Raw genomic sequence first — 26,957 nt, 5'->3', positions numbered from 1 at the left:
TGGATAAAATAGATAGAAACCGATAACTTTCTTAAATTTTGGAAAAAAAAAGGAACTTTTAGAAAAATAGTTTCTAGCGTTCTTGAGTCCATTAGTATTTGGGGAGCTTCTCCCGGTGCTACAAGTTTGGAATCTTCCTTATCACAACTCAATGTAATGAAGCAGTTCTTCGAGAGAATGGGGGACGGAATACTTGTATTCTCTTCTTCCGGAAGTTTAATAGAAGCGAATCCTGCCGCTCTAAACCTATTGGGTTATTCGGTAAACGAGTTAAGAGAAATAGATTTTAATCTAATTTCAGATATTCGGAATGGGATCTTCGAAAGCCTTAAGTTAGAAGAGAAAACGAATTGGTATTTAGGATACTTTCTACTAAAAAATAAACAGATCAAAACCTTCTACTGCCAAGGTTTTAAAATAAGCGGTGAAGCCGATCCAGATCTTACCATTTGGATCCATATACGTTCTCCTAAACAAAACGAGATCTCTAAAGATGATATTTCCAATCCTGAGATAGGTTGGAAAGCGCTTGAAAAATTTTTCGATATGAATCCTCTTCCGATGGCGATTACGGAGATCGAATCCGGAAAATATCTGAAAGTAAATAAACAGTTCTGCATTCAGGTTAAATATTCCGAAGAAGAGATAGTCGGTAAGAGTGCGCTTGATCTTGGTTTCTGGAGTTCAGCAGAGACAAGGGCTGATATAGTAGAAGCGATCAAAAAAGAAGGTTTTGTTCGAGATATAGAATTACGTTTTACTAATAAGGCAGGAGAAGAATTTTGGGGCCTTTTTTCCGCTCATCCGATCGAATACGGCGGATCTCTTAAACTTCTTACTATCACAGTACCGATCACAGACAGGGTTAAAGAAGAAAGGGAAAAACAAAAACTTTTAGAAGAACTGAAAGAGAATGAAGAGATCTTAAATCAGATCGTTCGACTAAACCCTACTGCAATTACATTATCCAAGTCGGATGGGACTTATTTGGACGCAAATGATGTGTTCCTAAGTTTGATCGGAAAAACAAGAGAGCAAATTTTAGGAAAATCTCCTACAGAGCTTGGAGTTTATTACGATGTAAGTGATCGCGAGATCATTCGTGGACTTCTGATACAAAAAGGGGCAGTCGATAATTTAGAAGTAAAGATGGGGACTGCGGAAGGAAAAGTTCGCTCCATTCTTTTTTCGGCAAGAGTGATAGAAGCTCGCGGGGATAAAAAAATACTCGCTGTAGGACATGATATCACTCATATAAAAGAGGCCCAGGTAGATTTGGAAGGGCTTGCTTCCGAGTTGGAAAAAAGTAAGGAACTCTTTCAAAGATTATTCCAATTGATCCCTTCATCTGTTGTTCTTACAGATCTACATTCCAGAAAGATTATAGATGTGAACGAAAGATTTTTGGAATCGATGAATATGAAACGATCCGAAGTGATCGGAAAGCTTACTACCGATCTGAAAATTTGGGATTACGATCCTGATAGGCGGATGGAAATTTATAAACAGTTGGATGAGAAGGGAGAAGTCAGCAATATAGAGACTGTATTCAGATCCGCCGATTCGATAGCGATCCCGGTACTTTATTCTGGAAGGATCGTAAACTTAAACGGTAGACCGCATGTGATCTCTTTAGCAACGGATATCAGAGAGAGATTAGAGTCGGAAGAAAAAACAAGAAAGTTGAATGCGGAGGTCCGTTACAATAAGGAACTATTTGAGAAAATTTTCCAAATGAACCCTGCTGCGGTTTCTTTATCCGATCTCGAAACCGGAAGGTATCAGGAGATCAATGAAGCCTATTGTGATCTGATAGGTTATACTCGAGAGGAGATCATAGGCAAAACTTCTTTCGAGCTCGGGATCTGGAAAACACCTTTGGATCGTGCAAAGATCCGTAAGGAACTAGAAGAAGTTGGTTGGTCGAAAAATATAGAAGCAACTATCAATCGTTCGGATGAGACCGAAAGACATGTAATCTCCGGTAACCGGGTCTTTAAGATCGGAGATAAGATGATGCTTTTGGCTCTATTGATCGACGTTACAGATAAGAAAAAAGTAGAGAAAGAAAGAGATCAATACTTGATCCAGTTGGAAGAAAGTAAGGATCTTTTTGAAAAAGTATTCGATCTGAATCCGGACACAATCTGCATTTCCGATCTGGAAACGGGAAAATATATTAGCGTGAATTCCATGTTCTACGATCTTTTCGGTTACACCAAAACCGAGGCGATCGGTAAAAATTCTGCGGACCTAGGAATTTGGCCAAACCCTGAGATAAAACGCGAACTCATAGAACAAATGAAAATAACAGGTATATTAAGAGATATTGATGTACCTTTTACTCGTAAAGACGGGACGGTTGTGGATTCTATCTTCTCCGGTAGGATCGTAAATTTGGTAGGAAGACCTGCCGTGGTAGCTATTACGAAAGATAATACTTTAGCGAAAGCTGCCGCTAAAGAGAAAGAAGAAGAAAACGCAAAATTATCGGAACAAGCCAGAGTTCTTTTGAATATGGCTACGGATCCTGATTTTGCTTCCGGAAATATTTCCGAAGGTTTGAATAATATAGTCAAAATGTGTTCAGAGACCCTTGGATGTGATCGAGCATCTATCTGGCTTTTTTCTGATAGAGAAAAAACGATCTGGTCCTTGGTTGCAGGTTGGGATAAAAAATACGAAAGTTTTATGGAACCCGCGAGCATGAATCTTTTGGATCATCCGAATTATTTCGCCGCGATCAAAACGGAAAGATTTGTGGATGCGTATGATGCCGTAAATGATCCTAGGACTTCCGAATTTGCTGAAAGTTATAGTACCCCTCTTGGAATTCAATCTTTGTTGGATGCTCCGATCTTCTTAAGAGGTGGGATCTACGGTATCATCTGTTTGGAACATAGAGATTCTCTCCGCCGATGGAAAGGTTACGAACAACAGTTTGTGGTTACCGTCGCAGAGCAGGTTACACAGTTAATTTTAAATTCAGAAAGAAGAGAAGCAAAAGAAGAGTTGGAGAATGCCGTAAGGATCAGGACTTCCGAACTTGCTTCCGCCTTGGACAATCTTAGAAAGACCCAAGATCAGTTGATCTTGTCTGAAAAAATGGCCGCCTTAGGGCAATTGGTAGCAGGGATTGCTCACGAGATCAATAATCCATTAGGTGCAATCTCTGCGTTGAGCGGGGAATTGCGTGCTTATTTGGATTCTTCTCCTGAACGTTTGAAAAAACTCGGTCCATATTTTGCAAACGCAGAACCTTCTTATATAAAAAAATTGTCGGAATTCATACGTGCAGGTATCAACAGCAAAGAATTACCGATCTCAAGAGAAGATAGAAGGAATGTGCTTAAAAAACTCAAAAATAAATTGAGTGAACTAGGCTTCGAAAATTCTTACGATCTCGCAGATCGATTAATGGATGTAGGCTTACATAATTCTACCGAAGAATTTCAGGAAGTTTTCGCAGAAAAATTAAATTTACCTCTTTTGGATTTTGCGATCGAAGAGATCCAAACTTATAAAAACGCTGCGTCTATCCGGCTCGCTGTAGATAGAACTTCTAAGATCGTTTATGCACTAAAAAGTTTTGCTCATATCGATTCCGGGGAAGGTAAGATCGAAACTGATCTTGCGGAAAATATCGAAACGGTACTTACTATCTACCATAATCAGATAAAGAACGGAGTCGAAGTCGAACTCGATTTCCAATCTAGACCGATCATTTATGCTTATCCGGATGATTTGATCCAGGTGTGGACCAATTTGATCTATAATTCTCTGCAAGCGATGCAGTTCAAAGGAAAGATCAAAATTTCCATTTTGGATTCAGACTCGGATGTGTCCGTACTGATAGCCGATAATGGCCCAGGAATACCGGTAGATATTAAATCCAAAATATTCGATCCTTTTTATACTACGAAAGCGCCCGGAGAAGGGAGTGGTCTCGGGCTCGATATTTCCAGAAGGATCGTATTAAAACACGGGGGCAGAATCGAATTTACTTCCAAGCCCGGTAAAACAGTTTTTAAAGTTTTGCTCCCGAAAACTTGAATGAAGTATATTTCAGGTCTTAAAGAATTCTACTTCTTGTTTTAAGGAACTTGCTTGAAGAGCTAACTTCTCAGCCAAGGAATCTATATCACCTACGATCGAATTTAGAAACTCAGTAGTCTCAGAAATACTCCCGATTGTTTTAGAAAATTCTAATGAAGTTTGGGATTGTTCTTTCGTATGATTTCTGATCTCTTCTGCTGATCGAATAAGTTCCGAGAATGCGTTTTTTACCCTAGCACTTGCTACTAATTGAGCTTCTGACAAAGAAGAAACCTCCATAATTCTTTCGGAAGTATTTTGAGCAGTGTCTCCGATCCTTCTGAATGCTATTTCGGTATTTCCCAAAACTTCCCTTCCGGAGCTAGTAGCCTTTACGGCTTCCACTAATGTTGCACGGATCCTTTTTGCATTTTCTTGGGTTTGTTCTCCCAATTTGGAAATTTCCTGAGCAACTACTGCGAATCCTTTTCCTGCCTCACCTGCTCTTGCTGCTTCGATTGCTGCATTCAAAGAAAGTAATCCGATTCTATCGGTAATTTCATGGATCACATTTACGCTAGCTTCCATTTTTGCAGTATTCGATTCGATTTCGGACATTGCATTTCTTGTACTTTGTAAGGCTGCTTCTCCGTTGGAAGTTTCCAATCTCATTCTCTCTGCATCATTCTTAGTATCCATTAAGGAAGTGTGAACATTACGAATTCTATCCTCAAGTTCGGATAAGGACGCGGTTGCTTGTTCCACGGTTGCGGATTGTCCATCCGCTCTGGAAGAAGTGGATTGGATAGAAGCGGCAATTTCTTCTACACCGGAACTCATTTGTTCAGTGGATGCAGCTTGTTCTTGCATTTTGATGGAAAGATCTTTGGTTTTACTTTCCAACATTTTGGAACTTTGGGAAAGTTTATCCGATTCTCTCACTACGGTTTTTACAACGATGCGTAAACGTTTTACGAAATCGTTCAACATTTTACTACTTCTTCCAAGCTCGTCTGTAGATACCATTGGAAGTAGTATTTTTAATTCTCCCTGTGACATTTCTGAGAATGCGCCCATCATGTTTTTGGAATTTCTTCTGATACTTGCAGCTAAAAGGTAAGAAGAGATCGTTACAGTTATGATCATGAAGAATATAGTTAAAGATAAAGGAATAGTAACATCCCCTAATTTCAACCAACCGGAGGTCTCCTCCACGAGTAGATAACCGAAGATGATTACTGGAAGAGAAGCAATGGACGCGATCGTTGAAATGATCCTTGCGAAGATAGAAACTTTTCGGATCTTCTTTTCGTCCATTGCAAGACCGTTCAATCGATCCGATTCCAATACTTCGGAAAGAACGGTTTCAGTAAGGAAGAAATGAGAAATTCCTAATGTAGGATAAATGATCAGAGGTAAGAATAAAAATGGAGCAGATTCAAAAAACTCCGGAATAAAGAAAAGATGCATCATTTTCCATGCAGCCGGAATTCCGTAACTCCATTGTACAAGATAAAATCCAGTATTCACTACTGGAAAGTTCAGAAGTTTTCTTTTTACTTCGGTTTTGCCGTTCGTATTGAGTTTTTCCCATTTAGAAGGTTCTAGATTGGATAATAGTTTGCCTAAATAAAGAAAACGAAGTGTTGGAAAAAAATAGGAAGTGGTCAAAACTACCGTAGAACACCCGATCAACGAAATGGCTTTATTAAAATCGTAACCGCCCGCAGCGATGATAAAAAGTACGGCTAATGGAACTGCAAGAACAGAAGTTAGTAATTCTAAACCTAAAGTAAGCCTCCATCTTATTTTTCTCGATTCTCCCCTTGTCATTTCTCTTCTAATTCCTTTTTTTATTTGAAGAAGCTACGGCTTCCGTATATTCCATGACAATGAGACGCAGAACGCTTTTATCATCCACCTATTTGTCAATTTTACTGTTTGGATTCTTTTACGAGTATTCAACAATTTATGGAAAAAGTCAGACAACCGACACAGCCTCGCCTTCTAGTATTCAATCGGGGCCAATGCTGGGTTATTCGACGCATAAAGAAGTGAAAATCTGGGTTCAAACTAAAACTCCTTCGAAAGTATATGCGAAATATTTTATTTCCGGATCGCCCGAACAAAGCCACATAACTCGAGAAGTAAGTACTGAACATCAAAAAGGAAACGTCGCACATTTGATCGTCGATCAAGTTGAGCCTGGAAAAACATACGAATATATATTATATATAAACGGAAAATACCAGGAACCTAAGTCGGAACAAAAATTCAAAACACAACCGATCTGGATCGGAAAACCTACAGGGCCTCCGGATATTAAATTCGCTTTAGGTAGTTGTGCATTCGTAAACGATCCAAAATACGATACTCAGGCAAAACCTTACGGGGGAGAATACTTCATCTACAAATCCATATCCGCACAGAAACCGGATTTTATGCTTTGGATGGGAGATAATATCTATCTAAGAGAACCGGATTGGGAATCTAGGACCGGATTTATATATCGTTATACTGAACAAAGATCCTTGTCGGAACTCCAACCATTGCTTGCGAATGTCCATCATTATGCAACTTGGGATGATCATGACTGGGGACCGAATGATGGAGATGCTTCTTTTTGGATGGGAGCAACTGCAGAAGAAATATTCAAATTATTTTGGGCCAATCCGAATTACGCAAAAAAAGGGATCTACGGTTCCTTTACTTGGGGGGATGCTCAATTCTTTTTGATGGACGATCGTAGTTTTAGAACTGCAAACGATAATAAAACCGGAGCCCGTTCTTTCTTTGGAGAGGAACAATTGGATTGGTTAGTCAATGGGCTCGCATTTTCCAAAGCGACTTTTAAGTTTGTTGTGGTCGGTGGCCAAGTATTAAACCCGTTATCCGTCTTTGAAAATTATTCCACCTATGCGGAAGAAAGGGAAAAATTACTTTCTAAAATCGCAAAATTGAAGATAAAGAACCTGATATTCCTGACGGGCGATAGGCATTTTACGGAATTATCATATTTGGAGGAAGGTTTCGATTATCCTATTTATGACTTTACAGTTTCTCCTTTAACCTCTTCTACACATCCTCCAATTACGGAAAAAAATCCTTTGAGGATCGATGGAACTATGGTAGATGCCAAAAGAAATTTTGGTACTATCGAAATCTCCGGGCCTCTCAAACAAAGGACCTTAATATTCAAAGTTTTTGATTCGGAAGGTAAGGAGCTTTGGTTGAGAGAAATTAAAGCTAAATGAAAATCCCCAAGTTTATGCTGTATCTTCTTTCTATTATCCTAATCGTATTTTTAGGACTTTTTAGCCTCTTATACTTGAATCAGGATAAATTGATCTTTTTTCCGGAAGTGTTGCCCGAGGAATTTACCTTCTCTTTTCCATATCAATTCCAAGAAGTTTCCTTGGAGTTGGAAAATGGAGAAAAGGTTTACGGGTTATTTTTTCCGGCTCAAGGACCTTCTAAAGGTACAGTATTATACTTTCATGGAAACGCAGGAAGTTTGAGAAGTTGGGGCGGAGTAGCGGAAGATTTTGTGCCTAGAGGTTGGGATCTTCTGATGACTGATTATAGAGGTTACGGAAAGAGTAGAGCGAAGCTGACCGAAAAAGGAATGTATGAGGACGCAGGTGCTTGGTACAATTTTCTAAAAACGGATAAACTAAAAAGAGAGAATGAGATCATCCTTTATGGCCGTTCTATCGGGACCGGTGTCGCGGTCGATCTAGGTTTAAAAACCAATCCGGGATATATTATATTAGAAACTCCTTATACTTCTTTGCCGGATCTTGCTAAGGAATTTTATCCGATAGTTCCAAGTTGGTTCCTTTCTTTTTCCTTAAAATCCCAGGCTAAGATCGGAAAATTAAGATCCCCTGTTACCATTATACATGGGACGGAAGATGAGATTGTGCCTTTCCACCAAGGAAAACAGCTATTTAAAACAGGAGTGGAATCAGGATTGAAGATCCAATTTTTAGAAATAGAAGGAGGAAATCATAATAATCTCTCCTTCTATCCGGAATATCAAAAAGGATTATCTGAAATTTTAGATTCGGTCCATATGAATCGAAAAAAAACCGATCTTCAGAGATAATCTGGGAACAATACTTTTAGTTTAGCAACCGTGTCCGGATTTCTGCGTTCAGGAGCGGTAATCAAAGAGAATTTAGTGCTATTCTTTAAAGTTAGATCATCCCCATTTCCGAGGTCTGGGATCAAAGCACTCAAAAGTTTTTTAGCGTTATCTGCATTCTTCCCTAAATTAGCCATGACCATTTCTGCAGTGACAGCTTCTTCGTTCTCTCTCCAGCAATCATAGTCAGTAGACATACAAACCATTTGGTAAGCGATCTCCGCTTCTCTTGCTAATTTTGCTTCCGGGAGAACGCTCATGTTAATGATGTCTGCACCCCAAGAACGATACATATGAGATTCCGCTCTTGTAGAGAATAATGGACCTTCCATACATACCAATGTTTTTTCTTTATGGATCGGAAGACTTACTTTTGCAGCAGCCTTTTCGATACGATCGCTCAAACTTTTGGAAAATGGATCTGCAAAAGGTGCATGAGCTACCATACCTTTCCCGAAGAAAGTTGACTCTCTTCCTCTTGTTCTATCGATGATCTGAGAAGGAATAACGAAATCTAAAGGTTTGATCTCTTCTCTTAAACTTCCTACAGAACTAAATGCAACGATCTCTTCTACACCAAGGATCTTAAGAGCGCAAATATTTGCTTTTGTAGGAACTTCATGAGGCATGATAAAATGCCCAACACCATGACGTGGTAAGAATGCGATTAGTTTACCGTGGATCTTTCCGATCTTAATCGTGTCGGAGGGTTTTCCCCAAGGAGTGTCCGGAAGAACTTCCTCTACAAGTTCCATTCCATCCAGACTATAAAGACCTGTTCCTCCGATTACTGCAGCTTTTACTTTGGTCCCCATTGATCCTTCTCCTTTGAACCGGAATAAATTCCATTTATCGAAGGACGGGTCCCCTTGTAAAGAAGAAGGAAAAGAAAGGGCCTTAGGAATTTTCGCTAAGCACTTTTAATTCCGATGCCTTGGTTTTGATCACATCAATTTCAGAGTTTAAACTGGCTGAATCTTCGTTAATCTCGTTAATATCTTTTTCTAATTGGGACATGGTCCGAACCATTTCCTTTTGTCCTACAGCCTGCTCTTTTTCAGACTCGTGAATTTCACTGGATACGGATCGGATACTTTCCAACTCGCTTAAAAATTTACGGATGATATTTCTTTGTTCCACATACAATTGATTCATCTGTACGATCTTGTCTGAAGTTTCTAAAACTTTGAACTTTTGTTTTTCGGTAAGATCTCCCGTTTCTGCAGAGGCACTTTTTGCTTCGTTAATGAAACTTTGGGATTGTTTTACGATCGTAGAAATAGACTTTGCATTTTCGGAAGTGAAGTCTGCGAGTTTACTTACTTCATTCGCAACTACCGCAAATCCTCGCCCTGCTTCTCCTGCTCTCGCGGCTTCGATCGATGCATTTAATGCGAGAAGATTTGTTTTATCCGCGATTTCTCCCATGATCTGATTGATCTGGTCCACTTTATCGAATGAACCAGCGATATCTACCAAGTAGGATTTTGTTTTTTCCGCGGCGATAGTCACGTTTTCCATATCTTCTTTATTATTCGTAGCAAATGAGGACAATGTGTCGCTGTATCTCGTGATATTCGAGACGATATCTTCCAGTTTTTGGGAATCTTCTACAAGTTCGCTTAAACTTTTATTTTGGGATTCTATGGATCTAGAAGTATTATTTGAAGCGGCAGAAAGCTCCTCTAATACTGCATTTACTTGTTCTAATGCGGCGGCTTGTGATTCCATTTTTTCGCCCGTTCTATTGATGAATTGGGCAAACTTTACGATGGATTCTTCCAAACTCACTGCAGAATTTTTGATGATACTTTGATTCTCACTTAGTTTATCCAAAAGATCTTTAGAGTCGGAATACAATCTGTTTCCTTCTTCCGTTAATCGTAGGAACAATCTCATCAATTGCGCGAGTATCACACTGGCTACAAATATGAATGCGAGTTTAATAATTTCAGTAGAAGCGCTTAAGTTGTAAGGAAGTTTTGCGGCCTCCGGATCCATTACGAAGCCTGCTCCGTTTTGTAAGGCACATACGAGAGCGATCGCAGCTCCGGCCGTGGAGAAAACTCCTACAATTAATACGAATACTCTTTCTCCTAAGAGACAAGAATAGATCATTATATAAAAGTAAATGAAGAATAATACGACGTTCTTAAGAGTTCCTGCAGCAACGTCCGGTGATACGAAGGTGTCCAAGATCAAAGTAGCACTAAGAACATTCACATCGAATAGAACGAACATTTTATGGAAACCTATGGACATGTTCCTTTTTCGGTTCGCGATAAAATTAAAAATACAATAGATTCCCATGAATGCAGTTCCGCCTGCATGGACCATAAATTGTAATGGTTGAAAACTTTTATAAGCACCCGCAAGGGACAGGATAAATAGTATTACTAAACCGAGCCGGATACGGTTGATTACTATGGCCCCATTTTTCCAAATCTGAAGAATTGTGGATTCGGTTTTGAGAAGAGAAATTTCCATTCTTACCTCTGATAGCACTTAGGCAAATTATCGGAGGCGAATGTATGTATCTATAAGAAGCCGCCGAAAGAGCCTAAAAGGCCCTCTCCAGTAGACGTAAATTTATTGAATGGACTAACGTTTCCCACTTCGTTTATTAAGAAGATTGTCCGCTTAATATCCTTAGCTCGGATGCTTGGCCCTTAATTTTGTCAATTTCTGTATTTAAGCGAGTGGATTCTTCGCTGATCTCGTTTATGTCCTTTTCCAACTGACCCATTGTTTTCATCATTTCATTCTGGCCTACGGTTTGTTCCTTTGTAGATTCCAGAATATCGGTAGAAGCGGACTTAATATTATTCAATTCGCCAAGGAAACTTTTAAGAATGGACTTTTGCTCCTTATAAAGATCGTTCATCTTTAGGATCCTATCCGTAGTCTCTATCAATTTGGACTTTTGTCTTTCGGTAAGATCACCCGTTTCAGCAGAAGCTGTCTTTGCTTCGTTGATAAAACTTTGGGATTGTTTTACGATCGTTGAAATTGATTTTGCATTTTCGGAAGTGAATTCTGCAAGTTTACTTACTTCATTCGCAACTACTGCAAATCCTCGTCCTGCGACTCCCGCTCTTGCTGCCTCTATCGAAGCGTTTAGTGCCAGAAGATTTGTTTTATCTGCGATCTCTCCCATGATCTGGTTGATCTCATCCACTCGATTAAATGAGTTTGCGATATCTGCTAAATAAGAATTAGTTCTTTCAGCGGCGATAGTTACGTTCTCCATATCCGTTTTATTCTCTTCTGCAAATACGGAAAGAGCCTCGCTGTATTCGGTAATATTACCTATGATACCTCCCAGCTTTTGGGAATTATTCGCGAGCCCTGAAATACTTTCGTTCTGAGTTTCAATGGATTGGGAATTATTGATGGAAGAGGCGGAAAGTTCTTCTAATACAGCATTCACTTCTTCTAATGCTGCTGCTTGGGATTCCATTTTTTCACCGGTCCTTGCGATATAATCCGCAAATTCTCCGATAGAAGATTCCAGGTTCTCAGCCGAATTACGAATGATCACTTGGTTTTCTTTGATTTGACTTAAGAAGACCTGAGACTCTCCGAACAATCTTGAACCTTCCGAAGTAAGGTTATCGAATAAACGCATTAGTTGGTATAGGATCACACTTGCGGTGATCATAAATCCAAGTTTCACGACTTGAACGGAGAAGATCAATGTGTCTGGGTCTTTTGACTTCTTAGCGTTCTCAGTAAGCACAAGCCCGTTTTTCCAACCTACATAAAGAGCGATTGCGACGCCGATCGCAGTCAAAAACCCAACCAGTAATACGAATTTTTTCTCTCCCAATAAGGCAGAATAGATCATTATATAAAAGTAAATGAAGAATAAGATCATGTTTGCGAGAGTATCTCTCGCAACGACTGCATCGATACTACAATCTGCAGCCATGATCGCAGAAAGAATGATCACGTCCATGATCACTAATGTTTTTTGGAATCTGATCCCGACTTTTCCCCATCTTGCAAGGAAAAACTCAAGCAAACAGTACAACGCCATCAAGCCTGTTCCGACGGAATGTGCTATAACTTGAGTGGGATGGTTTGTTTTGGAAACTCCGATTAAGGTTAGTATGAATAATACGACTAATCCTAAACGGATCCTATTAATTACAACGGCACCGTTCTTCCATATTTTTGTAATGGATGATTCTTTTGAGATCTCGGAATTTTCAATGGAACTCATCACTATCCTGCCGACTGAAATTTATTTTTAATTTTTATAATTACGCATTAGATCGGATCTTTAGGGAAAGTTAGATCGTATCCCTATCGACGCAAGCTTTTATGAGAACAAGCTCAAGTAAAGATCGGATTGGGTCCGTTAAAAATCCAAGATATATGTCACGCAATGGATGATCTCACTTGGTCGAAGATACGATCTAATTCATAGATCCCTTCTTCGAATAAAGCCGGCCCTGGCTGTAAGATAATCGCAGGATCCATCTCAAAAAGTAGATCCTTTTTGATTGCAGGAACATCCTTCCATTCTTCTCTTGTTCGGACCCATTCGAAATCCATAGGTTTACCGCACCAACTTCCTACAATAACGTCGGGTTTTGCTTCCGCGACTTCATGAAGGCTTATGATCCTATCCTTTGCAAGAGATTTGTCCTTTAAGTGTTTGAAACAATCTTCTACACAAAGTATCTCTAATATTTCAGAAACCCATCGGATCCCGGTGATAATAGGATGATCCCATTCCTGGAAAAAGACTTTTAGTTTAGGTTTGGATCCGGATTTCTCTTTTAATTCTTTCAAATTTTTCTTATACGTTTCTACAAGTTTAGAAACTTCTTCCGATTTCCCGATCAGGCCGCCTACCATCAGGATTGTTTGAAAGATCTCTTCTAAACTTCTTTGGTTGGTGATCAGAACGTTTAAGCCTTCTTTCACTAAATCATGCGCGAGTTGTGCTTGGATATCGGAGAATCCGATTACTAGATCCGGATTCAGATCCTTGATCCTTTTTATATTCCCGTTAATGAAAGCGGAAACTCTAGGCTTCTCCTCTTTCGCTTGAGGAGGTCTGACAGTGTATGCAGAAATACCTACGATCCGATCTTCTTCTCCTAAAAGGTACAGAAGTTCAGTCGTTTCTTCCGTTAAACAAACGATTCTTTCCGGACCGATCCTGCTCAACTGTGATACTTCTTCTTATCTTCTATCAGCTTTTCAACAACGCTTGGATCAGCGAGGGTAGAAATATCTCCTAATCCTTCGAACTCTCCAGAGGCGATCTTACGAAGGATCCTTCTCATGATCTTTCCGGATCTAGTTTTAGGAAGCCCAGGTGCCCAGTGAATTACATCCGGTCTTGCGATCTTTCCGATGATCTTTTCTACAGTAGCGATCAATTCTTTCTTCAAAGAATCGTTTGTGACCACTCCTTCCTTTACGGTAACGTATGCATAAATTCCCTGGCCTTTGATATCATGAGGAAATCCTACAACTGCAGCTTCCGCGACGGAAAGATTTTCTACGAGTGCGCTTTCTACTTCTGCAGATCCGATCCTATGGCCCGAAACATTGATCACATCGTCCACACGACCTGTGATCCAGTAGTAACCGTCCTTATCTCTTCTTGCTCCATCTCCAGTGAAATAATATCCTTTATAAATGGAGAAGTAGGTATCGTAGAATCTTTTCGCGTCCTTGTATACTCCTCTCATCATGGAAGGCCAAGGAGATTTGATCGCTAAGTTTCCGGAGACTTCTCCCTTAGAATTGATCTCTTTTCCGGAATCATCTAAGAGGACAGGTTCTACTCCAAAAAACGGAAGAGTTGCAGATCCCGGTTTCTGAGCGATTGCTCCCGGCAGAGGAGAGATCATGATCCCTCCTGTTTCTGTCTGCCACCAAGTATCCACGATCGGGCATTTGGATTTTCCTACATGTTTAAAATACCATTCCCATGCTTCCGGGTTGATAGGTTCTCCCACGGACCCGATCAGTCTTAATGTACTTAAACTTCTTTTTTCGATCGGTTCCGTTCCTTCTCTCATTAAAGAACGGATCGCAGTAGGGGCGGTGTAGAAGATAGTGACTGCGTGTTTGTCTATAACATCCCAGAATCTTCCGGCATCCGGATATGTAGGAACTCCTTCAAACATAACTGAGGTGGCTCCATTAGAAAGAGGGCCGTATACAAGATAACTATGACCTGTGACCCAACCGATATCCGCAGTACACCAATATGTATCCGTAGGTTTGATATCGAAAATATAATGGAAGGTCATATTGACCCCGAGCAAATAACCTCCGGTAGTATGGAGAACACCTTTGGGTTTTCCTGTAGATCCGGAAGTATATAGAATGAAAAGAGGATCTTCCGCATCCATCTGTTCCGGTTTGCAGTATGCAGGAAGATTCGGATCATTCATTAGATAATGCCACCAACGATCTCTGCCTTCTTTCCAATTTAATTCTGCTTCTTGACCGGTCCTTTTAACAACGATCACATTATTTACTTTTTCAGAAGATTGATCCAAAGCAGTATCGACTGCTTTTTTCAGATCCAAACTTTTTCCACCTCTATAACCTCCATCTGAAGTTACGATGAGTCTAGGTTTACAGTCTTCTATTCTACTTTGTAAAGCTTCCGGAGAGAAGCCTCCGAATACTACGGAATGGATCGCGCCGATCCTAGTACAAGCTAGGATTGTGATCGCAAGTTCCGGGATCATAGGGAGATAGACCATGACCACGTCACCTTTTCGGATCCCTGAATTTTTTAGGACATTTGCGAATTTGTTCACTTCGCGATAAAGATCGTGATACGTATATACTTTGGATTCTTGAGGATTGTCTCCTTCCCAGATGATCGCAGCTTTATTTTTTAAAGGAGAGTTTAAGTGACGGTCCAAACAATTATAGGAGACATTCAATTTTCCTCCTTGGAACCATTTCACTTTTGCATTCTTGAAATCATGCTCTAAAACTTTGTCCCATTTTTTGAACCAAGTCAGTCGGTTAGAAGCTTCTCTGGCCCAGAATTTTTTAGGGTTCTCGATGGATTCTTTATATAATGCCTTATAATCTTTTAGAGTAATATTGGCCGTTTTTTTAAAATGAGGGAACGGTTGGACGATTCTTTCTTTTGACATTACTTCTTTCCTTCGCAATCGAATACGAAACTTTTTAAATTCCAGATTGTCCACTCATTCTCTACTTAAATTCGGATTACAGAGAAAGTGGATGGGTCTAATCTGGTTGCAAAAATTGAACAAATGTTTTGAAAAGTTGATTTTTATCTTACTACTCCTATTCGAAATTTTTATTTAAAATCTTATTCGTTATGAAAAAAAGAATGCTCCCCGACCGTATTACAGTAGGTTCGACTCAATGTCGGATAAATTGGTATCTGAAACTAAGGATAGTTTCAAAAGAAAGTTTTTAGTGTGGTTGGTGCCCACACTTGTAGTATTCCTACAAAGGATCATCGGCCTTACATCTAAGAGAGTTGAATTGGGAAAGGAACATTTTAATTCCTTATACCCTTTGAAAAAACCTTTCATTCTCTCCGTATGGCACACCAACGTTTTATATTCTCCCTACTTAAATAAAAATCGTAAACTTGCAGTTTTGATCTCCGAGTCCAAGGACGGAGATTTTATCACTGGAGTAGTTCATAGATTCGGGAACGGAAGTATACGTGGGAGTTCCTCCAAAGGTGGCTCTCGTGCTTTAAAGGCAATGATCGTACATCTTAGAAAAAATTTACCTGCTGCGTTTACTCCGGACGGACCTAGAGGCCCCGCTTGGATCGTTCAACCGGGACTAATTGCTGCGGCACAAGTCGCTCAAGTACCTATCTTGCCTTTTCACTATGAATGTACGAAACAATGGATCGCAGAAAAATCTTGGGACAAACATAGGATCCCTAAACCATTCACTACGTTTGTTATCTCTTATGGAGAGCCGATCTCTATCCCTAGGGATCTGGATGAAGCAGGTTTTGAAAGAGAGAGACTCCGAGTAGAAAAAGCAATGCTCGAAAATAAAAATCGAGCAGAGCTTAAGGCGGAAGAACTTAGAAAGGCGGCTGGGATTAAGTCGAACCAGTCCGAATTAGATCTAAAAACTCGCTCCTAGTCACCATATTCGTTTTAAATTCTCCGAGCATACAGGATGTAAATAGTTCGGAGTTTTGTTTTTCGACTCCTCTCATCATCATACAAAGGTGTTTTGCCTTAATGACTACCGCGACCCCTAACGGATCTAAAACATCCATTAGGGCGTAAGCGATTTGCTCGGTCATTCTTTCCTGGACTTGGAGTCTTCTTGCAAACACGTCTACGATCCTTGGGATCTTGGAAATACCTATGATCTTTTTATTCGGAATATAACCCACATGAGCCTTTCCATAAAATGGAAGAAGATGATGTTCGCAGAGTGAATACATTTCTATATCCCTGACTAGGACCATACCTTGGCTATCTTCTTCGAAGATAGCTCCATTCACGATGGTATCTATATCTGCCTTATAACCAGAGGTTAAAAATTCGTACGCTTTTCTGACTCGTTTTGGAGTGTTTAAAAGACCTTCTCGACTCGGATCTTCTCCGATCGCTTTTAAGATATTGGTTACTTCATGTTCCAAGGCGTCTCTTCTCCGTTCTTCGCTTTTGAGATGTATTTTGTTAGACTCGGTCTGGACAAGTGTTTGCAGTTTCCTTCTCTTTTCAAGGGGAAAAGCGATTAGCTTGCCAGTCCGACTTGATCCTACATGATGGTTTTAATTTTCTATGAAGTCCAAAGAGGTAAAAATCGGGTTTGATGCCAGAATGATTGCCCATTCGGGGATCGGTTCTCGAATCAAGGGCTTATTGAACGATTTGCCCGGCCCGGCTTCTAAGAAGGAAATTCGAATCACTCTATTGGGCAATCCGGATCTTTTAAAAAAGAATCTATCACCAAAGTCCTTATCCTTTTACGAAATTCTAGAATATAATGCTCCGATCTATTCGATCAAAGAATGGTTCGGGATCCCTCAAATGAAAGAATTCGATTTGTTGGATATCCCTCATTTTAATGCTCCTCTTAAATATCTTGATCGTTCTTTAGTTACTATCCACGATATCATTCCTTTTAGAATGAAACAGTTTCATTCTTCTTTTTTGAAACAATTGTACATGAGATTTGTTTTTTTAGCGATCGGCAAAAGAGCAAAGAAAGTGATCACAGTTTCCGATTTTACTGCAGAGGATGTTTCGGAAGTTTTTTCATTCTCTTCTTCCAAGATGAGAACGATCTATAATGGTCTAGATCAGAAAGTCTTTTTTCCTAAAACTGATCCGGAACAGAAGAAGTTCTTAAAAAAATATAATTTGAAGTCCGGCTTTTTATTGAGCGTGGGGATCGGCAAAGAACATAAAAATTTGGGCTTCGTGCTTAGATCCTTCAAGAAACTTTGGGAAGAGAAAAAATTAAAATCCGATTGGGTGATTGCAGGTTCAGGCGGAAAACTTCCGGAATATTTATCGGAAGAAGCGAAAGGTTGGGAAGATCGTATTAAGCTGGTTCCTTATCTTTCGGAAGAAGAACTTGCGACTTTATATTCTTCTGCAGGATTATTAGTGTATCCATCTTTGTATGAAGGTTTTGGATTTCCACCTGTAGAAGCACAGGCTTGCGCTTGCCCTGTTTATTCTTCGAATTCCAGTGTTCTTCCCGAAATTTTGGAAGACTCCGCATTTTTCTTTGATCCTACAGATCCGATATCGTTCGAAAGCGGCTTATTGAAATTATTAGCTTCTCCCAAATTGTTAAGATCTAAGATCCAAGCCGGCAAAAAGAATTCTAAAAGATTCGATTGGAAAAAAACCGCAGAACAGGTTGTGGAAGAATATCTGAAACTTGTTTAAGTAAAATTTTATAAGTTTCTAAAGGTCGGCTTTCCGAGAGAAGTTTTTCTCTCTTCTATCTTAATACGTATCTCTTTTCTTTCTTCTTCCGAATACATGGTCCATTTTCCGATCTCTTCGAGACTGCGATAACAACCTTCGCAGAGACCGGTGTTTGGATCCATATTGCAGATCTTGATACAAGGAGAACGAACGATCATCTGAGTTATCTGGTCTTTTGGACCTTCTTCTTATTTGACGATGTTTTTTTAGGTTTTGCCTTTGCAGATTTTTTAACTGCTAAACTTCCGTTATCTTCTACCATTCCGGATAATTCAGTAAATAAGGAAAGTCCTGAAATTTTACCCGGAACGATCACGTGGGCAGCTCCGTTATTTCGAAGTACTTCTGCTTCTTTCGGATCGTCCGTGGTGAGAATGATCTTAGGCTGATGGTGTCTGCAGATACTTTTTAAGGATTCCAATAATCGTCTATTGGTAGTTCCTTTTAAGATCATATCGGAAACTGTACAGACGATATATCTTGCCTCTTCGATCCCTAGATGGTGAAGGCTTTCCGGATTTGCAAGATCTCCGTAAGCCCAACGGATCCCTTTGGATTCTAATGTTTGTCTATAGATCGGATTGAAGTCCACAACGAGCATACGCTTTAACCAGGAAGATTTTTCGTTTTCGATCCCGTCGATCAAACCTTGGGCGATACGGAAATATCCAAGAACAACGATATCTCTTTTGGTCTCGCCTGTGACTTGGGATTCCAAAGGTTCTTTATTCTCTTTTACACCAAAGAGAGAAACAACTGCGATGATCCCTCTAGCAATCTTATCATTAAATAAGATAACGTATGTTGAAATGATCGATGCAATGATCATCGATGTAAGAACGATCGCCTGTAGATCTTTTCCGATATGTTCTTTCTGGACTCCTAACGCGAGAATTACCAAAGAGAATTCCGAGATCTGAGCTAAGTTCAAACCTGCGACGATACCTGCTCTTAGACCTTTTCCGGAGAAAAAAACTGTAGGAGCTACGATCAAAACCCTGCTGACTAAAACGAATCCAACGGCTAAGAATGCGAGTCCAAGATCGCTTGCGCTTGGAGCTTGGATCTTCATTCCGAGAGCTACGAAGAATAGAGTAATGAAGAAATCTCTGATCCCTGAAAGTTTACTGATCACATCCGCGCCGTAAGGGAAGGCTGCAATACTTACTCCTGCGATCAACGCTCCCATCTCTTTTGAAAGTTGGAGTTTTTCTGCGACACCGCATAAGAAGAAACACCATGCGATTGATGTGATGAGCACTAACTCAGGTTTAGAAGCTGCAAATAGAAATAATCTGGAAAGAATATAACGGCTAACTACGAAAGCGACTGCGACAAGTGCGATCCCTTTTACTAAGGATCCGAGAACGTTTAGGATCTGAGGATCTTGTAGATCTGGTTGAATCCCCATAAAAAGGATGGCCCAAATATCTTGTAAGACTAATACCCCGATCGTAAGTCGTCCGGCGACAGTACTGATCTCAAATTTATCATGCAGAAGTTTGACTACGATCATTGTCGAACTGAGTGACATTGCGATCGCAAAATACAATAGATCGAAATTCCCAGGACCTGGAGGGAAGAATGTCTTAAACGCAAACCAAGCCGCGGCGACTCCTAAGAAGAACTGTAAGACTCCCAGCGCAAACATGGAGCGACCCATTCTGGCCAATTCTTTCAGATCGATCTCTAAACCGATGATGAATAATAAAAGGATCAAACCGATCTCTGAGATCAGTTCGATACTCTCTTCGCTTTTTACATAACCTATGGTCAGCTTGCCGCCGACATATGGCCCGAATAATGGGCCGATAAAAAGTCCTGCTACAACATAACCTAATACGAGAGGTTGTTTGAAGGCTTTTGCAATGATAGCGAATAGGGTGGCAAAAATTATACTAAGGGCGATATCGAGTAATAAAGTAAGCGAATGATGTTCCATCTTGTCGGTACGGATTCTCCCCTGGTGATTTCGTTTTTAGGATATTACAAAAAGAAATTATTAAATGAATACAGTCCATTCTCTTTTTAGTCCGAATTTTTGGGCCACGAGAATGAGTGAGATCTAATTCTCTCGAAATTTAGTCAGCAGACTTGAACAGATCCTTCACAGCGTCTTTTGCTTTGGATAAAGTATAATCTTCTCTATCGATCAAGATCAGATCTAAATTCTCTTTTTCGATCCGAGCTAGTACTTTAGCGATATCTGCGGGTGATTTTAGGTTCGTCGCTAAATATTTGAATTTAGATCCGCATTCAGGACAGGATCTGTCCTTGGTATAGTTCAATCCGAGATGTTTACATTTTCCGCAAGTACCATACAGATCATCGATGATCATCAACTGAGAAGTGATTTCGCTTACGCTCAGTTTTTTCCAGACGCGGATGTATTTTTTGTCTTCGGTCGACATTCCTTTAAAAAAACGAATTCGAAAGATTAGTCAAGGGTTTTACGGATCGTTTGAATGATGATAGAAGAGGCTTCTTCTAATTCCGTTTTAGAAATACATAGAGGAGGAGCAAATCGGATCGTATGATCATGGGTTTGTTTCGCAAGGATCCCGGATTCTAAAAGTTTATAGCATATTTTTTTGGCTCTGGGGCCAGTTTCGTCCGGGAAAAATTCTACTGCGTTTAACAATCCTTTCCCTCTAATCTCTTTTACTTTTCCTGGAAACTCGGACTTGAGTATTTCCAAAGAAGATCTGAATTCTTTTCCTCTAAGATCAGAATTCTCGGAAAGATTTTCTTCCAACAAAACTTGTACTGCTGTTTTTGCTACAGCTGCAGCCAAGGGATTTCCACCGAATGTGGAACCGTGGGTCCCTGGTTTTAAAGTAAGAATAATTTCATTAGAACCGAGCACTGCAGATACAGGAAGTGTTCCACCTGATAAAGCTTTTCCTAATACTAAAAGATCCGGCTTTATGTTCTCGTGATCCGCGGCTAAAAGTTTTCCGGTTCTTCCCAAACCTGTTTGTACTTCGTCCAAGATCAGAAGAACATTATTTTCAGTGCAAAGTTTTCGGATCTCTTTTAAGTAACCTTCTTTCGGTAAGATGACTCCGGCTTCTCCTTGGATTGGCTCTACCATAAAAGCAGCTACATTCGGGTCCTGTAGTTCTTTTTTCAAAGATTCGATATCATCAAATGGAATGACAGAAAAGCCGGGAACGAATGGGCCGAAATCTCCTCGGCTATTCGGATCAGTTGATGCTGAAATTGCACCTATACTTCTTCCCCAAAAATTTCCGGAGGCGAAAACGATCTTAGCTTTGTCGGTAGGGATTTTTTTGACTTGGTATCCCCATCTTCTCGCGAGCTTGACCGCTGTTTCCGCAGCTTCTACTCCGGTGTTCATTGGAACCATTCTGTCAAAACCGAAGGTCTCACATAAAAATTTTTCCATAGGACCGAGTTGATCATTATAAAAGGCGCGAGAAGTCAGAGTCAGTTTTTCTGCCTGGGATCTTAAAGTTTCGATAATTCTAGGATGGCAATGTCCTTGGTTGACTGCGCTGTAAGCGGATAAGAAATCGAAATATTTTTTCCCGTCTGTGTCCCAAAGAAAGATACCTTTTCCTCTCTCCAATACTACTGGAAGAGGTTCGTAATTGAAGGCACCGAACTCTTTTTCCGTATCTAAGTAAAATTGGGACGTTTGCGTGTGCATCGTTACTTCATTCTCCTGGCTTGAGAGTCGCACAAGGAGATTTCGGTATTTTACCTTGACTTTTATGTTTCAACTTGTTGAAATTTATCGCATGCAATCTTATTTTAAAAAGATATTTATTACAATTGCGATCGCGTCTTCCGCGATTATGTTCCTTTCAACCTGCCTTTATACGAATATAAAATCTCCCGGATGGTATTATTCCCAGAGTTACTCTGACGTAAGAGGAATGGAACCTGTAGGAAAGCTGGAAGGTATTTCCTGTGGAACTAGTTGGCTGTGGATGGTTTATACCGGGGATGAAAGTTACGAAACTGCCGTTCAAAATGCGATCAAGGATAAAGCGGATCTTCTATTCGATGTTCAAACGGATTATAGTTATAAATCCTTTATATTCGCTTTGTATTTTGAGAAATGTACTAGAGTAACCGGTATCGGGGTGAAACTCCCTCAAAGACTTTTGAAAAAAGAATGAAGCTCGTTCCTTACAAACGAATTCTTTTTGCGACCCTAATCATTTCACAATTATTCCAGTGTATTCAGATGGGAGGGGGAGGTCGTACTCTGATCCGTAGAAACCCGGAACCATATCCAACCGGGATCGGGATCCCACCCGATAATGATGTTCATTTAAACGGTGTAAACTTTCGAGATCCATCTATTCATTATGGAGAATCTTCCACTAAATTGAGAACAGGCGGATTTGATGGATATATTAGAGCTACTACTTCTCTTCCGCATAAGGATATGTTCCATGCTTCTTTAGATGGTTGGGATTGGTCGGAACATAGGATCGTAAAGTTCGAAGGAGAAAGCAAGGGTTGTCAGTTCGGAGTACGATTATTTCTTCCGATCAAACGTGGGTCGAATGATGCTTTTGTTCCGATCCATTTTACATTTGGGGCTAAAAGTTTTTACGAAGAGTTGAACGAACAGATGAAGTTAAATTCTATCCAAGCATTATTCGATAGTAGGCTGGACGTGGAATATACGGCTTATATCTTCGGATTATTCAGGCGAAAATGTCTGAGGTTTCAAAGTTATGGCATCCAAAAATTCTAATTCAATTCCATTATTCTTATCCGGACTCTTAGGCTTTTTAGCAGTCGCTCTCGGTGCATTCGGTGCTCACGGATTAAAATCCTTAGTAACTCCTGATCTTTTGGTCATCTTCGAAACAGGAGCAAGATATCATTTGATCCATGCAGTAGTCCTACTCGGTCTGTCACTAAGCGGAAAACTTTCCGAATCTAAGTCTTTAAGATTCGGATTCTGGTCCATAGTAATTGGGATCTTGATCTTCTCAGGATCGTTATATATTTTAACACTCACCGGAGTTCGTATTTTAGGAGCTGTGACTCCCTTCGGAGGAGTCGCTTTATTATTAGGTTGGGCTTCGATCGCTTATTCTGCTTTTTCTAAAAAAGAATAAATTTCCTATCTGGAAATATGGAAGTTAAAATCCGTATTTCCAAAAGTTCCATACAATCTTAACCAAATGGGCAATAACATTTCAGTCGCTCTTGCCCCTGTAATATCTCCTAAATCAATAATATTCTTCCAACCGAAATCATTCGCTAAAAGGTCTGAAACTTTTTTCTTAGCATCCGGATCATTTCCACAAACGAATATATCATGTTCCCCCGGAACTCCTGAGGCGTTTACCATGATGGTGCAATTCATCGTGTTGAGTGTTTTAACTACTTTCAGATCCGGAAAAGATTTTTGAATGGTTTCCCCTAAAGAATCATTGGTCCCGAAAATTAAACCGGGTGGTCTTCCTTTGGAGAAATCGAGTGCGTTAGCGAGATCTACTAAAATTTTTCCTTTTAGAGTTTCTTCTCCTGCTGACTTTAATACTTCTAAGCTGATCTCTCCTTTTGTACAATTGAATAAAATATCACCGAAAGAAGCTGCGTCTTGGAAAGTTCCTTGAGAAGCTTTGTTTCCGGATTTGGAAACCCACTCTGCGGCCTTTTCATTCGTTGCAGAACGGGATCCCATCTTTACTTCGTGCCCTTTTTGGATGAGTTTGCTTCCTATGGTTTCTCCTACCATTCCGGTGCCTAAAACTCCGATTTTCATTTGATTCTCCACATATAATTTCAAAATACTCGAATCGATCCGATCGACGGTTCTTAGACAAAGAATTGAATTGATTGTTCTTTCTATTCTTTTTCTGTATTGGAAAAAAGAAATAAAACTGTAACTGTATTCTTTTTAGAAATAGGGAATGATATTTGAAGTATGAAACAGGAATATACGATCTTTCAAGTAGATGCCTTTACCGATTCTTTATTTAAGGGAAACCCTGCTGCAGTCGTTCCTTGGGAAGGAGAATGGCTACCAGATACTAAACTGATTGAACTTGCTGCGGAGAATAATTTATCAGAGACAGCATTCTATCGGCCTCGAAAAGAACCGGGAGAATATGATCTAAGATGGTTTACTCCTGGGGTAGAAGTGGATCTTTGCGGGCATGCGACTCTTGCTACATCATTTGCGCTCTATGAATTATTGGAGAAGGAGGAAGAAACTCCTTCTTTAAAATTTCATACAAAAAGTGGTTTGTTAGAAGTGTTTCGAGAGGACGGAAAATACTATTTGGATTTTCCTTCTAGACCTCCCGTAAACACTGAATATTCTCCTGAAGATTTTCTAGATTGCTTCGATCTGAAGGCGAAAGAAATTTTAAAGGCAAGAGATATAGTTTTCGTTTTTGAAAAAGAATCAGAGATCAGAAATTTAATACCGAATCATGAAGCTTTAAAGAAGATCCCGTTCTTCGCGGCGATCGTAACTGCCCCTGCTGATCCTGGTAAACCGTATGATTTTGTTTCTAGATTTTTCGCTCCTGCAAAGGGAGTGCCGGAAGATCCTGTGACAGGTTCTTCTCATTGCACTTTAATCCCTTATTGGTCCAAGAAGTTAGTAAAGAAAAACCTGAATGCGTATCAAGCCTCTCCTAGAGGCGGACATTTAATTTGCGAAGATAGAGAAGATCGGGTTCGGATCGGAGGAACTTGTAAACTATACTTAAAAGGAAGTTTTTATTTAGAATAAGAACTCACTTGTAAGATTTATTTTTCAACCCTGATTCCAGAATTTGTAAAATTTTATCCGCTTCTTTCATCGCGTTGTTCTTATCTATTTGTAAAATGACATTATTCAGTTGGCATTCGTTCAACAAGACTGAATATCCATGAACGATGGACCAACTTGCAGTAGCCATTTCTCTTGCTTCGAATTTTGTGATCCTTTCTGACTCACAAGCAAGTACAGTCTCCCAAAGTTTTAAAAAAGCATTCTTACCTGCTTCGGAAAGATCTTCCGAATTTCCTATTGGTCCGAGATCTATATGCCACATTGCTCTATAATAGCCCGGATTTTCTAAACAGAAAGATATATAAGCTAAGCCGATCTTTCTTAAACGTTCGAAAGGATCTTTTGTAGAAACTTCTTTTTCCGCTCTTGTAAATTCTTCAGTGATCTTTATGAATCCGTCTTTAGATATTTCCTCCAGAAGATCCCTATGAGAAGGAAAATGTCTGTATGCAGCGGCATGACTTACCCCCGCTTCTCTTGCTATTTCACGGATCGTAAATGCAGAGTCTTTACTTGTCTCTATACGTTTTAAGGCTAATGCCTTTAAAGTTTCTGCCAAATTCCCGTGATGATAGGAACCTTCCGGTTTTTTGATTTTTTTCTTAGAAGGCATAAAAAATTTCCTAAAATATGTTGACGATGGTAACATTTAGTGTTACCAATAGTAACATTGTTGGTCCAATATTAGAATTTTCAAGCAATTCCCGGAAGAAAATGGGAAATAAAGAGGTTTTATGACTCCAGAATTGGTGTTTAAGTTAGCGAGTAATTTTGCAATAGTAGGTTGGTTATTATTAGCCGGATTGCCCAACTCTAAAATTACAAGGGTTCTGATAAGGAACGGAGTATGGCCCTTACTTCTATCCATTCTGTATTTAGCGATTTTAGCATCCAATACGGGAGGAGGATTTGATTTCGGATCCTTGGAAGGAGTGACTAAATTGTTTGCGAATCCTTGGGTATTACTCGCAGGCTGGGTGCATTATCTTGCTTTCGATCTATTCGTTGGTATTTGGGAAACAAAAGAAGCTGAAGTTTTGGGAATCTCAAGATGGATCTTGATCCCATGTTTATTCTTCACTTTGATGTTCGGCCCTGTAGGTTATTTATTATTCCAGATCGTTCGATGGAGAAAAGGGGGAGACCATGCAAGCATCTAATGTTTTAAAATTAGACCAAATGCAAAGTGAAGGTTATCTAACAAAGATCCGTAAGAATCGAGCATTAAGCTTTTATACAGGTCTTGTATCTTTGATCTTGATCCCGGTTTATATTTTACTTTCTCAAGTGGATCCAAGAACCGTATTGGGGATCAATACTTGGATCAAACCTATAAAGTTTGCGGTATCAATTTGGATTTTCCTTTGGACTACTGCTTGGTTTTTGGAACAACTCTCAGAGTTTCCTTCATTCAGAGATAAGGTGGAAAAGTATTTTGTGATCTCTACGATCGTAGAATTGTTTTTGATCACATTGCAGGCTGCAAGAGGAGTTCAATCTCATTTCAATCAGTCTTCTGCATTGGATGGGATGATTTATAGCGTGATGGGATTGTTTATTTTTCCTATGATCCCTGTTTCCATTTTAATGGATCGTAAGTTCAGGCTTTTGAGTTCAAAACTGGACCCAAGAACATTGATCTCGATAAGATTCTCTCTTTGGATCTTTGCAATCGCTTCTATCATTGGGGTTTTTATATCTGCGAGACTTGCTCACTCTGTAGGAGTTCCTGATGGAGGTCCCGGATTACCGTTATTGAATTGGAGTCGAAATGGAGGAGATATTCGAATTGCACATTTTGCAGGGATCCATGCACTTCAGATCCTTCCTCTATTTGCTTACTTTGCAATTAAAAGGAATTGGAAACAAGCAAGTGTCGTTTCTGCTTCTATAGGATACGCTGCGCTTGTGGGATTTGTTTTTATTCATGCAATGCTCGGAAGACCTTTGATCTAATTTTTAAACGATCCGAACTTGTCATATTTTGATTTGGTTCGGATCGGTTTTCTTTCTCCCTTTTTTAATTCTTACTCAATTTAGAATGCAAAAG

24 protein-coding genes are annotated in these 26,957 nt (G+C 39.8%); 11 read left to right on the top strand and 13 right to left on the bottom strand.

Translation table 11 applies throughout. From position 1 onward, the window contains the following. Window positions 1–156 precede the first annotated feature (156 nt). Window positions 157–4,053 (top strand): PAS domain S-box protein, encoded by a 3,897-nt coding sequence (locus EHQ64_RS14415; protein WP_210410872.1) that lies wholly within the window; start codon window positions 157–159, stop codon window positions 4,051–4,053. 12 nt (window positions 4,054–4,065) lie between these two features. Here EHQ64_RS14415 and EHQ64_RS14410 read toward each other — a convergent pair whose 3' ends face one another. Beyond that, a complete protein-coding gene (locus tag EHQ64_RS14410) occupies window positions 4,066–5,868 on the bottom strand; it encodes a methyl-accepting chemotaxis protein (RefSeq protein WP_135650347.1) in 1,803 nt (600 codons plus the stop codon). A 59-nt stretch (window positions 5,869–5,927) separates the two neighbouring features. Here EHQ64_RS14410 and EHQ64_RS14405 point away from each other — a divergent pair, with 59 nt between their 5' ends. Next, entirely contained in the window at window positions 5,928–7,289 is a 1,362-nt protein-coding gene (locus EHQ64_RS14405) for an alkaline phosphatase D family protein (RefSeq protein WP_425460432.1), read from the top strand. Beyond that, window positions 7,286–8,143 (top strand): alpha/beta hydrolase, encoded by an 858-nt coding sequence (locus EHQ64_RS14400; protein WP_135650343.1) that lies wholly within the window; start codon window positions 7,286–7,288, stop codon window positions 8,141–8,143. The genes EHQ64_RS14405 and EHQ64_RS14400 overlap by 4 nt, the downstream gene beginning before the upstream one ends. On the opposite strand, the gene mtnP is transcribed toward EHQ64_RS14400, so the two are convergent. The 5 genes from mtnP to acs all read right to left on the bottom strand — a co-directional run bounded on the left by mtnP (window position 8,134) and on the right by acs (window position 15,327). Continuing rightward, window positions 8,134–8,997 carry an S-methyl-5'-thioadenosine phosphorylase gene (gene mtnP / locus EHQ64_RS14395; RefSeq protein ID WP_135650341.1) on the bottom strand — a complete coding sequence of 288 codons (864 nt, stop codon included), beginning with the start codon at window positions 8,995–8,997 and terminating at the stop codon, window positions 8,134–8,136. The genes EHQ64_RS14400 and mtnP overlap by 10 nt on opposite strands. Window positions 8,998–9,079: 82 nt before the next feature. Beyond that, window positions 9,080–10,669, bottom strand: a complete 1,590-nt coding sequence (locus tag EHQ64_RS14390) for a methyl-accepting chemotaxis protein (protein ID WP_135650339.1) — start codon at window positions 10,667–10,669, stop codon at window positions 9,080–9,082. A gap of 136 nt (window positions 10,670–10,805) precedes the next feature. Further along, complete coding sequence (locus EHQ64_RS14385) at window positions 10,806–12,398, bottom strand: methyl-accepting chemotaxis protein (RefSeq protein WP_167882412.1); 1,593 nt, start codon at window positions 12,396–12,398, stop codon at window positions 10,806–10,808. A 167-nt stretch (window positions 12,399–12,565) separates the two neighbouring features. Next, a complete protein-coding gene (locus EHQ64_RS14380) occupies window positions 12,566–13,363 on the bottom strand; it encodes a cobalamin-binding protein (protein ID WP_135650336.1) in 798 nt (265 codons plus the stop codon). After that, the gene (acs, locus tag EHQ64_RS14375) at window positions 13,360–15,327 is read right to left on the bottom strand and encodes an acetate--CoA ligase (RefSeq protein ID WP_135650334.1); all 1,968 of its coding nucleotides are present in this window, start codon (window positions 15,325–15,327) and stop codon (window positions 13,360–13,362) included. Before acs ends, EHQ64_RS14380 begins: the two co-directional genes overlap by 4 nt. 238 nt (window positions 15,328–15,565) lie before the next feature. On the opposite strand from acs, the gene EHQ64_RS14370 reads away from it, so the two are divergent. Further along, window positions 15,566–16,315 (top strand): lysophospholipid acyltransferase family protein, encoded by a 750-nt coding sequence (locus tag EHQ64_RS14370; protein ID WP_135650332.1) that lies wholly within the window; start codon window positions 15,566–15,568, stop codon window positions 16,313–16,315. Here EHQ64_RS14370 and folE read toward each other — a convergent pair. Next, window positions 16,272–16,823 (bottom strand): GTP cyclohydrolase I FolE, encoded by a 552-nt coding sequence (gene folE, locus EHQ64_RS14365; protein WP_210410858.1) that lies wholly within the window; start codon window positions 16,821–16,823, stop codon window positions 16,272–16,274. The two genes, EHQ64_RS14370 and folE, sit on opposite strands and share 44 nt — an antisense overlap. Before the next feature lie 145 nt (window positions 16,824–16,968). Between folE and EHQ64_RS14360 the strand changes: the two genes are divergently transcribed. Then, window positions 16,969–18,087, top strand: a complete 1,119-nt coding sequence (locus tag EHQ64_RS14360; protein WP_135650328.1) for a glycosyltransferase family 4 protein — start codon at window positions 16,969–16,971, stop codon at window positions 18,085–18,087. A gap of 8 nt (window positions 18,088–18,095) precedes the next feature. On the opposite strand, the gene EHQ64_RS14355 is transcribed toward EHQ64_RS14360, so the two are convergent. The 4 genes from EHQ64_RS14355 to rocD form a co-directional block, all read right to left on the bottom strand. Then, window positions 18,096–18,287, bottom strand: coding sequence for a DUF1289 domain-containing protein (locus tag EHQ64_RS14355; protein ID WP_135650326.1), 192 nt, complete (start codon window positions 18,285–18,287; stop codon window positions 18,096–18,098). Window positions 18,288–18,292: 5 nt separating this feature from the next. Further along, the gene (locus tag EHQ64_RS14350) at window positions 18,293–20,071 is read right to left on the bottom strand and encodes a cation:proton antiporter (RefSeq protein WP_135650325.1); all 1,779 of its coding nucleotides are present in this window, start codon (window positions 20,069–20,071) and stop codon (window positions 18,293–18,295) included. A 139-nt stretch (window positions 20,072–20,210) separates the two neighbouring features. Then, entirely contained in the window at window positions 20,211–20,540 is a 330-nt protein-coding gene (locus tag EHQ64_RS14345) for a hypothetical protein (RefSeq protein ID WP_135650324.1), read from the bottom strand. Window positions 20,541–20,566: 26 nt separating this feature from the next. Continuing rightward, a complete protein-coding gene (gene rocD / locus EHQ64_RS14340) occupies window positions 20,567–21,802 on the bottom strand; it encodes an ornithine--oxo-acid transaminase (protein WP_135650322.1) in 1,236 nt (411 codons plus the stop codon). A gap of 148 nt (window positions 21,803–21,950) precedes the next feature. On the opposite strand from rocD, the gene EHQ64_RS14335 reads away from it, so the two are divergent. From EHQ64_RS14335 to EHQ64_RS14325, 3 genes are read left to right on the top strand one after another with little or no spacing between them, the layout of a single operon-like run. Then, window positions 21,951–22,277: a TRL-like family protein gene (locus tag EHQ64_RS14335; protein ID WP_246048794.1), complete on the top strand. Its 327-nt coding sequence runs from the start codon at window positions 21,951–21,953 to the stop codon at window positions 22,275–22,277. Beyond that, complete coding sequence (locus tag EHQ64_RS14330; RefSeq protein WP_135650318.1) at window positions 22,274–22,864, top strand: hypothetical protein; 591 nt, start codon at window positions 22,274–22,276, stop codon at window positions 22,862–22,864. Before EHQ64_RS14335 ends, EHQ64_RS14330 begins: the two co-directional genes overlap by 4 nt. Further along, window positions 22,845–23,234 carry a DUF423 domain-containing protein gene (locus EHQ64_RS14325; RefSeq protein WP_135650316.1) on the top strand — a complete coding sequence of 130 codons (390 nt, stop codon included), beginning with the start codon at window positions 22,845–22,847 and terminating at the stop codon, window positions 23,232–23,234. The genes EHQ64_RS14330 and EHQ64_RS14325 overlap by 20 nt, the downstream gene beginning before the upstream one ends. 5 nt (window positions 23,235–23,239) lie before the next feature. Here EHQ64_RS14325 and EHQ64_RS14320 read toward each other — a convergent pair whose 3' ends face one another. Next, a complete protein-coding gene (locus tag EHQ64_RS14320) occupies window positions 23,240–23,887 on the bottom strand; it encodes an NADPH-dependent F420 reductase (protein WP_135650314.1) in 648 nt (215 codons plus the stop codon). Between the two features lie 162 nt (window positions 23,888–24,049). On the opposite strand from EHQ64_RS14320, the gene EHQ64_RS14315 reads away from it, so the two are divergent. Beyond that, window positions 24,050–24,865, top strand: a complete 816-nt coding sequence (locus tag EHQ64_RS14315; RefSeq protein ID WP_135650312.1) for a PhzF family phenazine biosynthesis protein — start codon at window positions 24,050–24,052, stop codon at window positions 24,863–24,865. 4 nt (window positions 24,866–24,869) lie between these two features. On the opposite strand, the gene EHQ64_RS14310 is transcribed toward EHQ64_RS14315, so the two are convergent. Continuing rightward, a complete protein-coding gene (locus EHQ64_RS14310) occupies window positions 24,870–25,520 on the bottom strand; it encodes a TetR/AcrR family transcriptional regulator (protein ID WP_135650311.1) in 651 nt (216 codons plus the stop codon). Window positions 25,521–25,641: 121 nt separating this feature from the next. On the opposite strand from EHQ64_RS14310, the gene EHQ64_RS14305 reads away from it, so the two are divergent. After that, window positions 25,642–26,067 carry an ABA4-like family protein gene (locus EHQ64_RS14305; RefSeq protein WP_135650309.1) on the top strand — a complete coding sequence of 142 codons (426 nt, stop codon included), beginning with the start codon at window positions 25,642–25,644 and terminating at the stop codon, window positions 26,065–26,067. After that, window positions 26,054–26,863, top strand: coding sequence for a hypothetical protein (locus EHQ64_RS14300; RefSeq protein ID WP_135650307.1), 810 nt, complete (start codon window positions 26,054–26,056; stop codon window positions 26,861–26,863). Before EHQ64_RS14305 ends, EHQ64_RS14300 begins: the two co-directional genes overlap by 14 nt. The last annotated feature ends 94 nt before the right edge of the window (window positions 26,864–26,957 follow it).

Origin of the sequence: Leptospira sarikeiensis (genome assembly GCF_004769615.1) — a bacterium.
GTDB lineage: Bacteria > Spirochaetota > Leptospiria > Leptospirales > Leptospiraceae > Leptospira_B > Leptospira_B sarikeiensis.
This window is presented reverse-complemented; position numbering and strand designations above follow the sequence as displayed.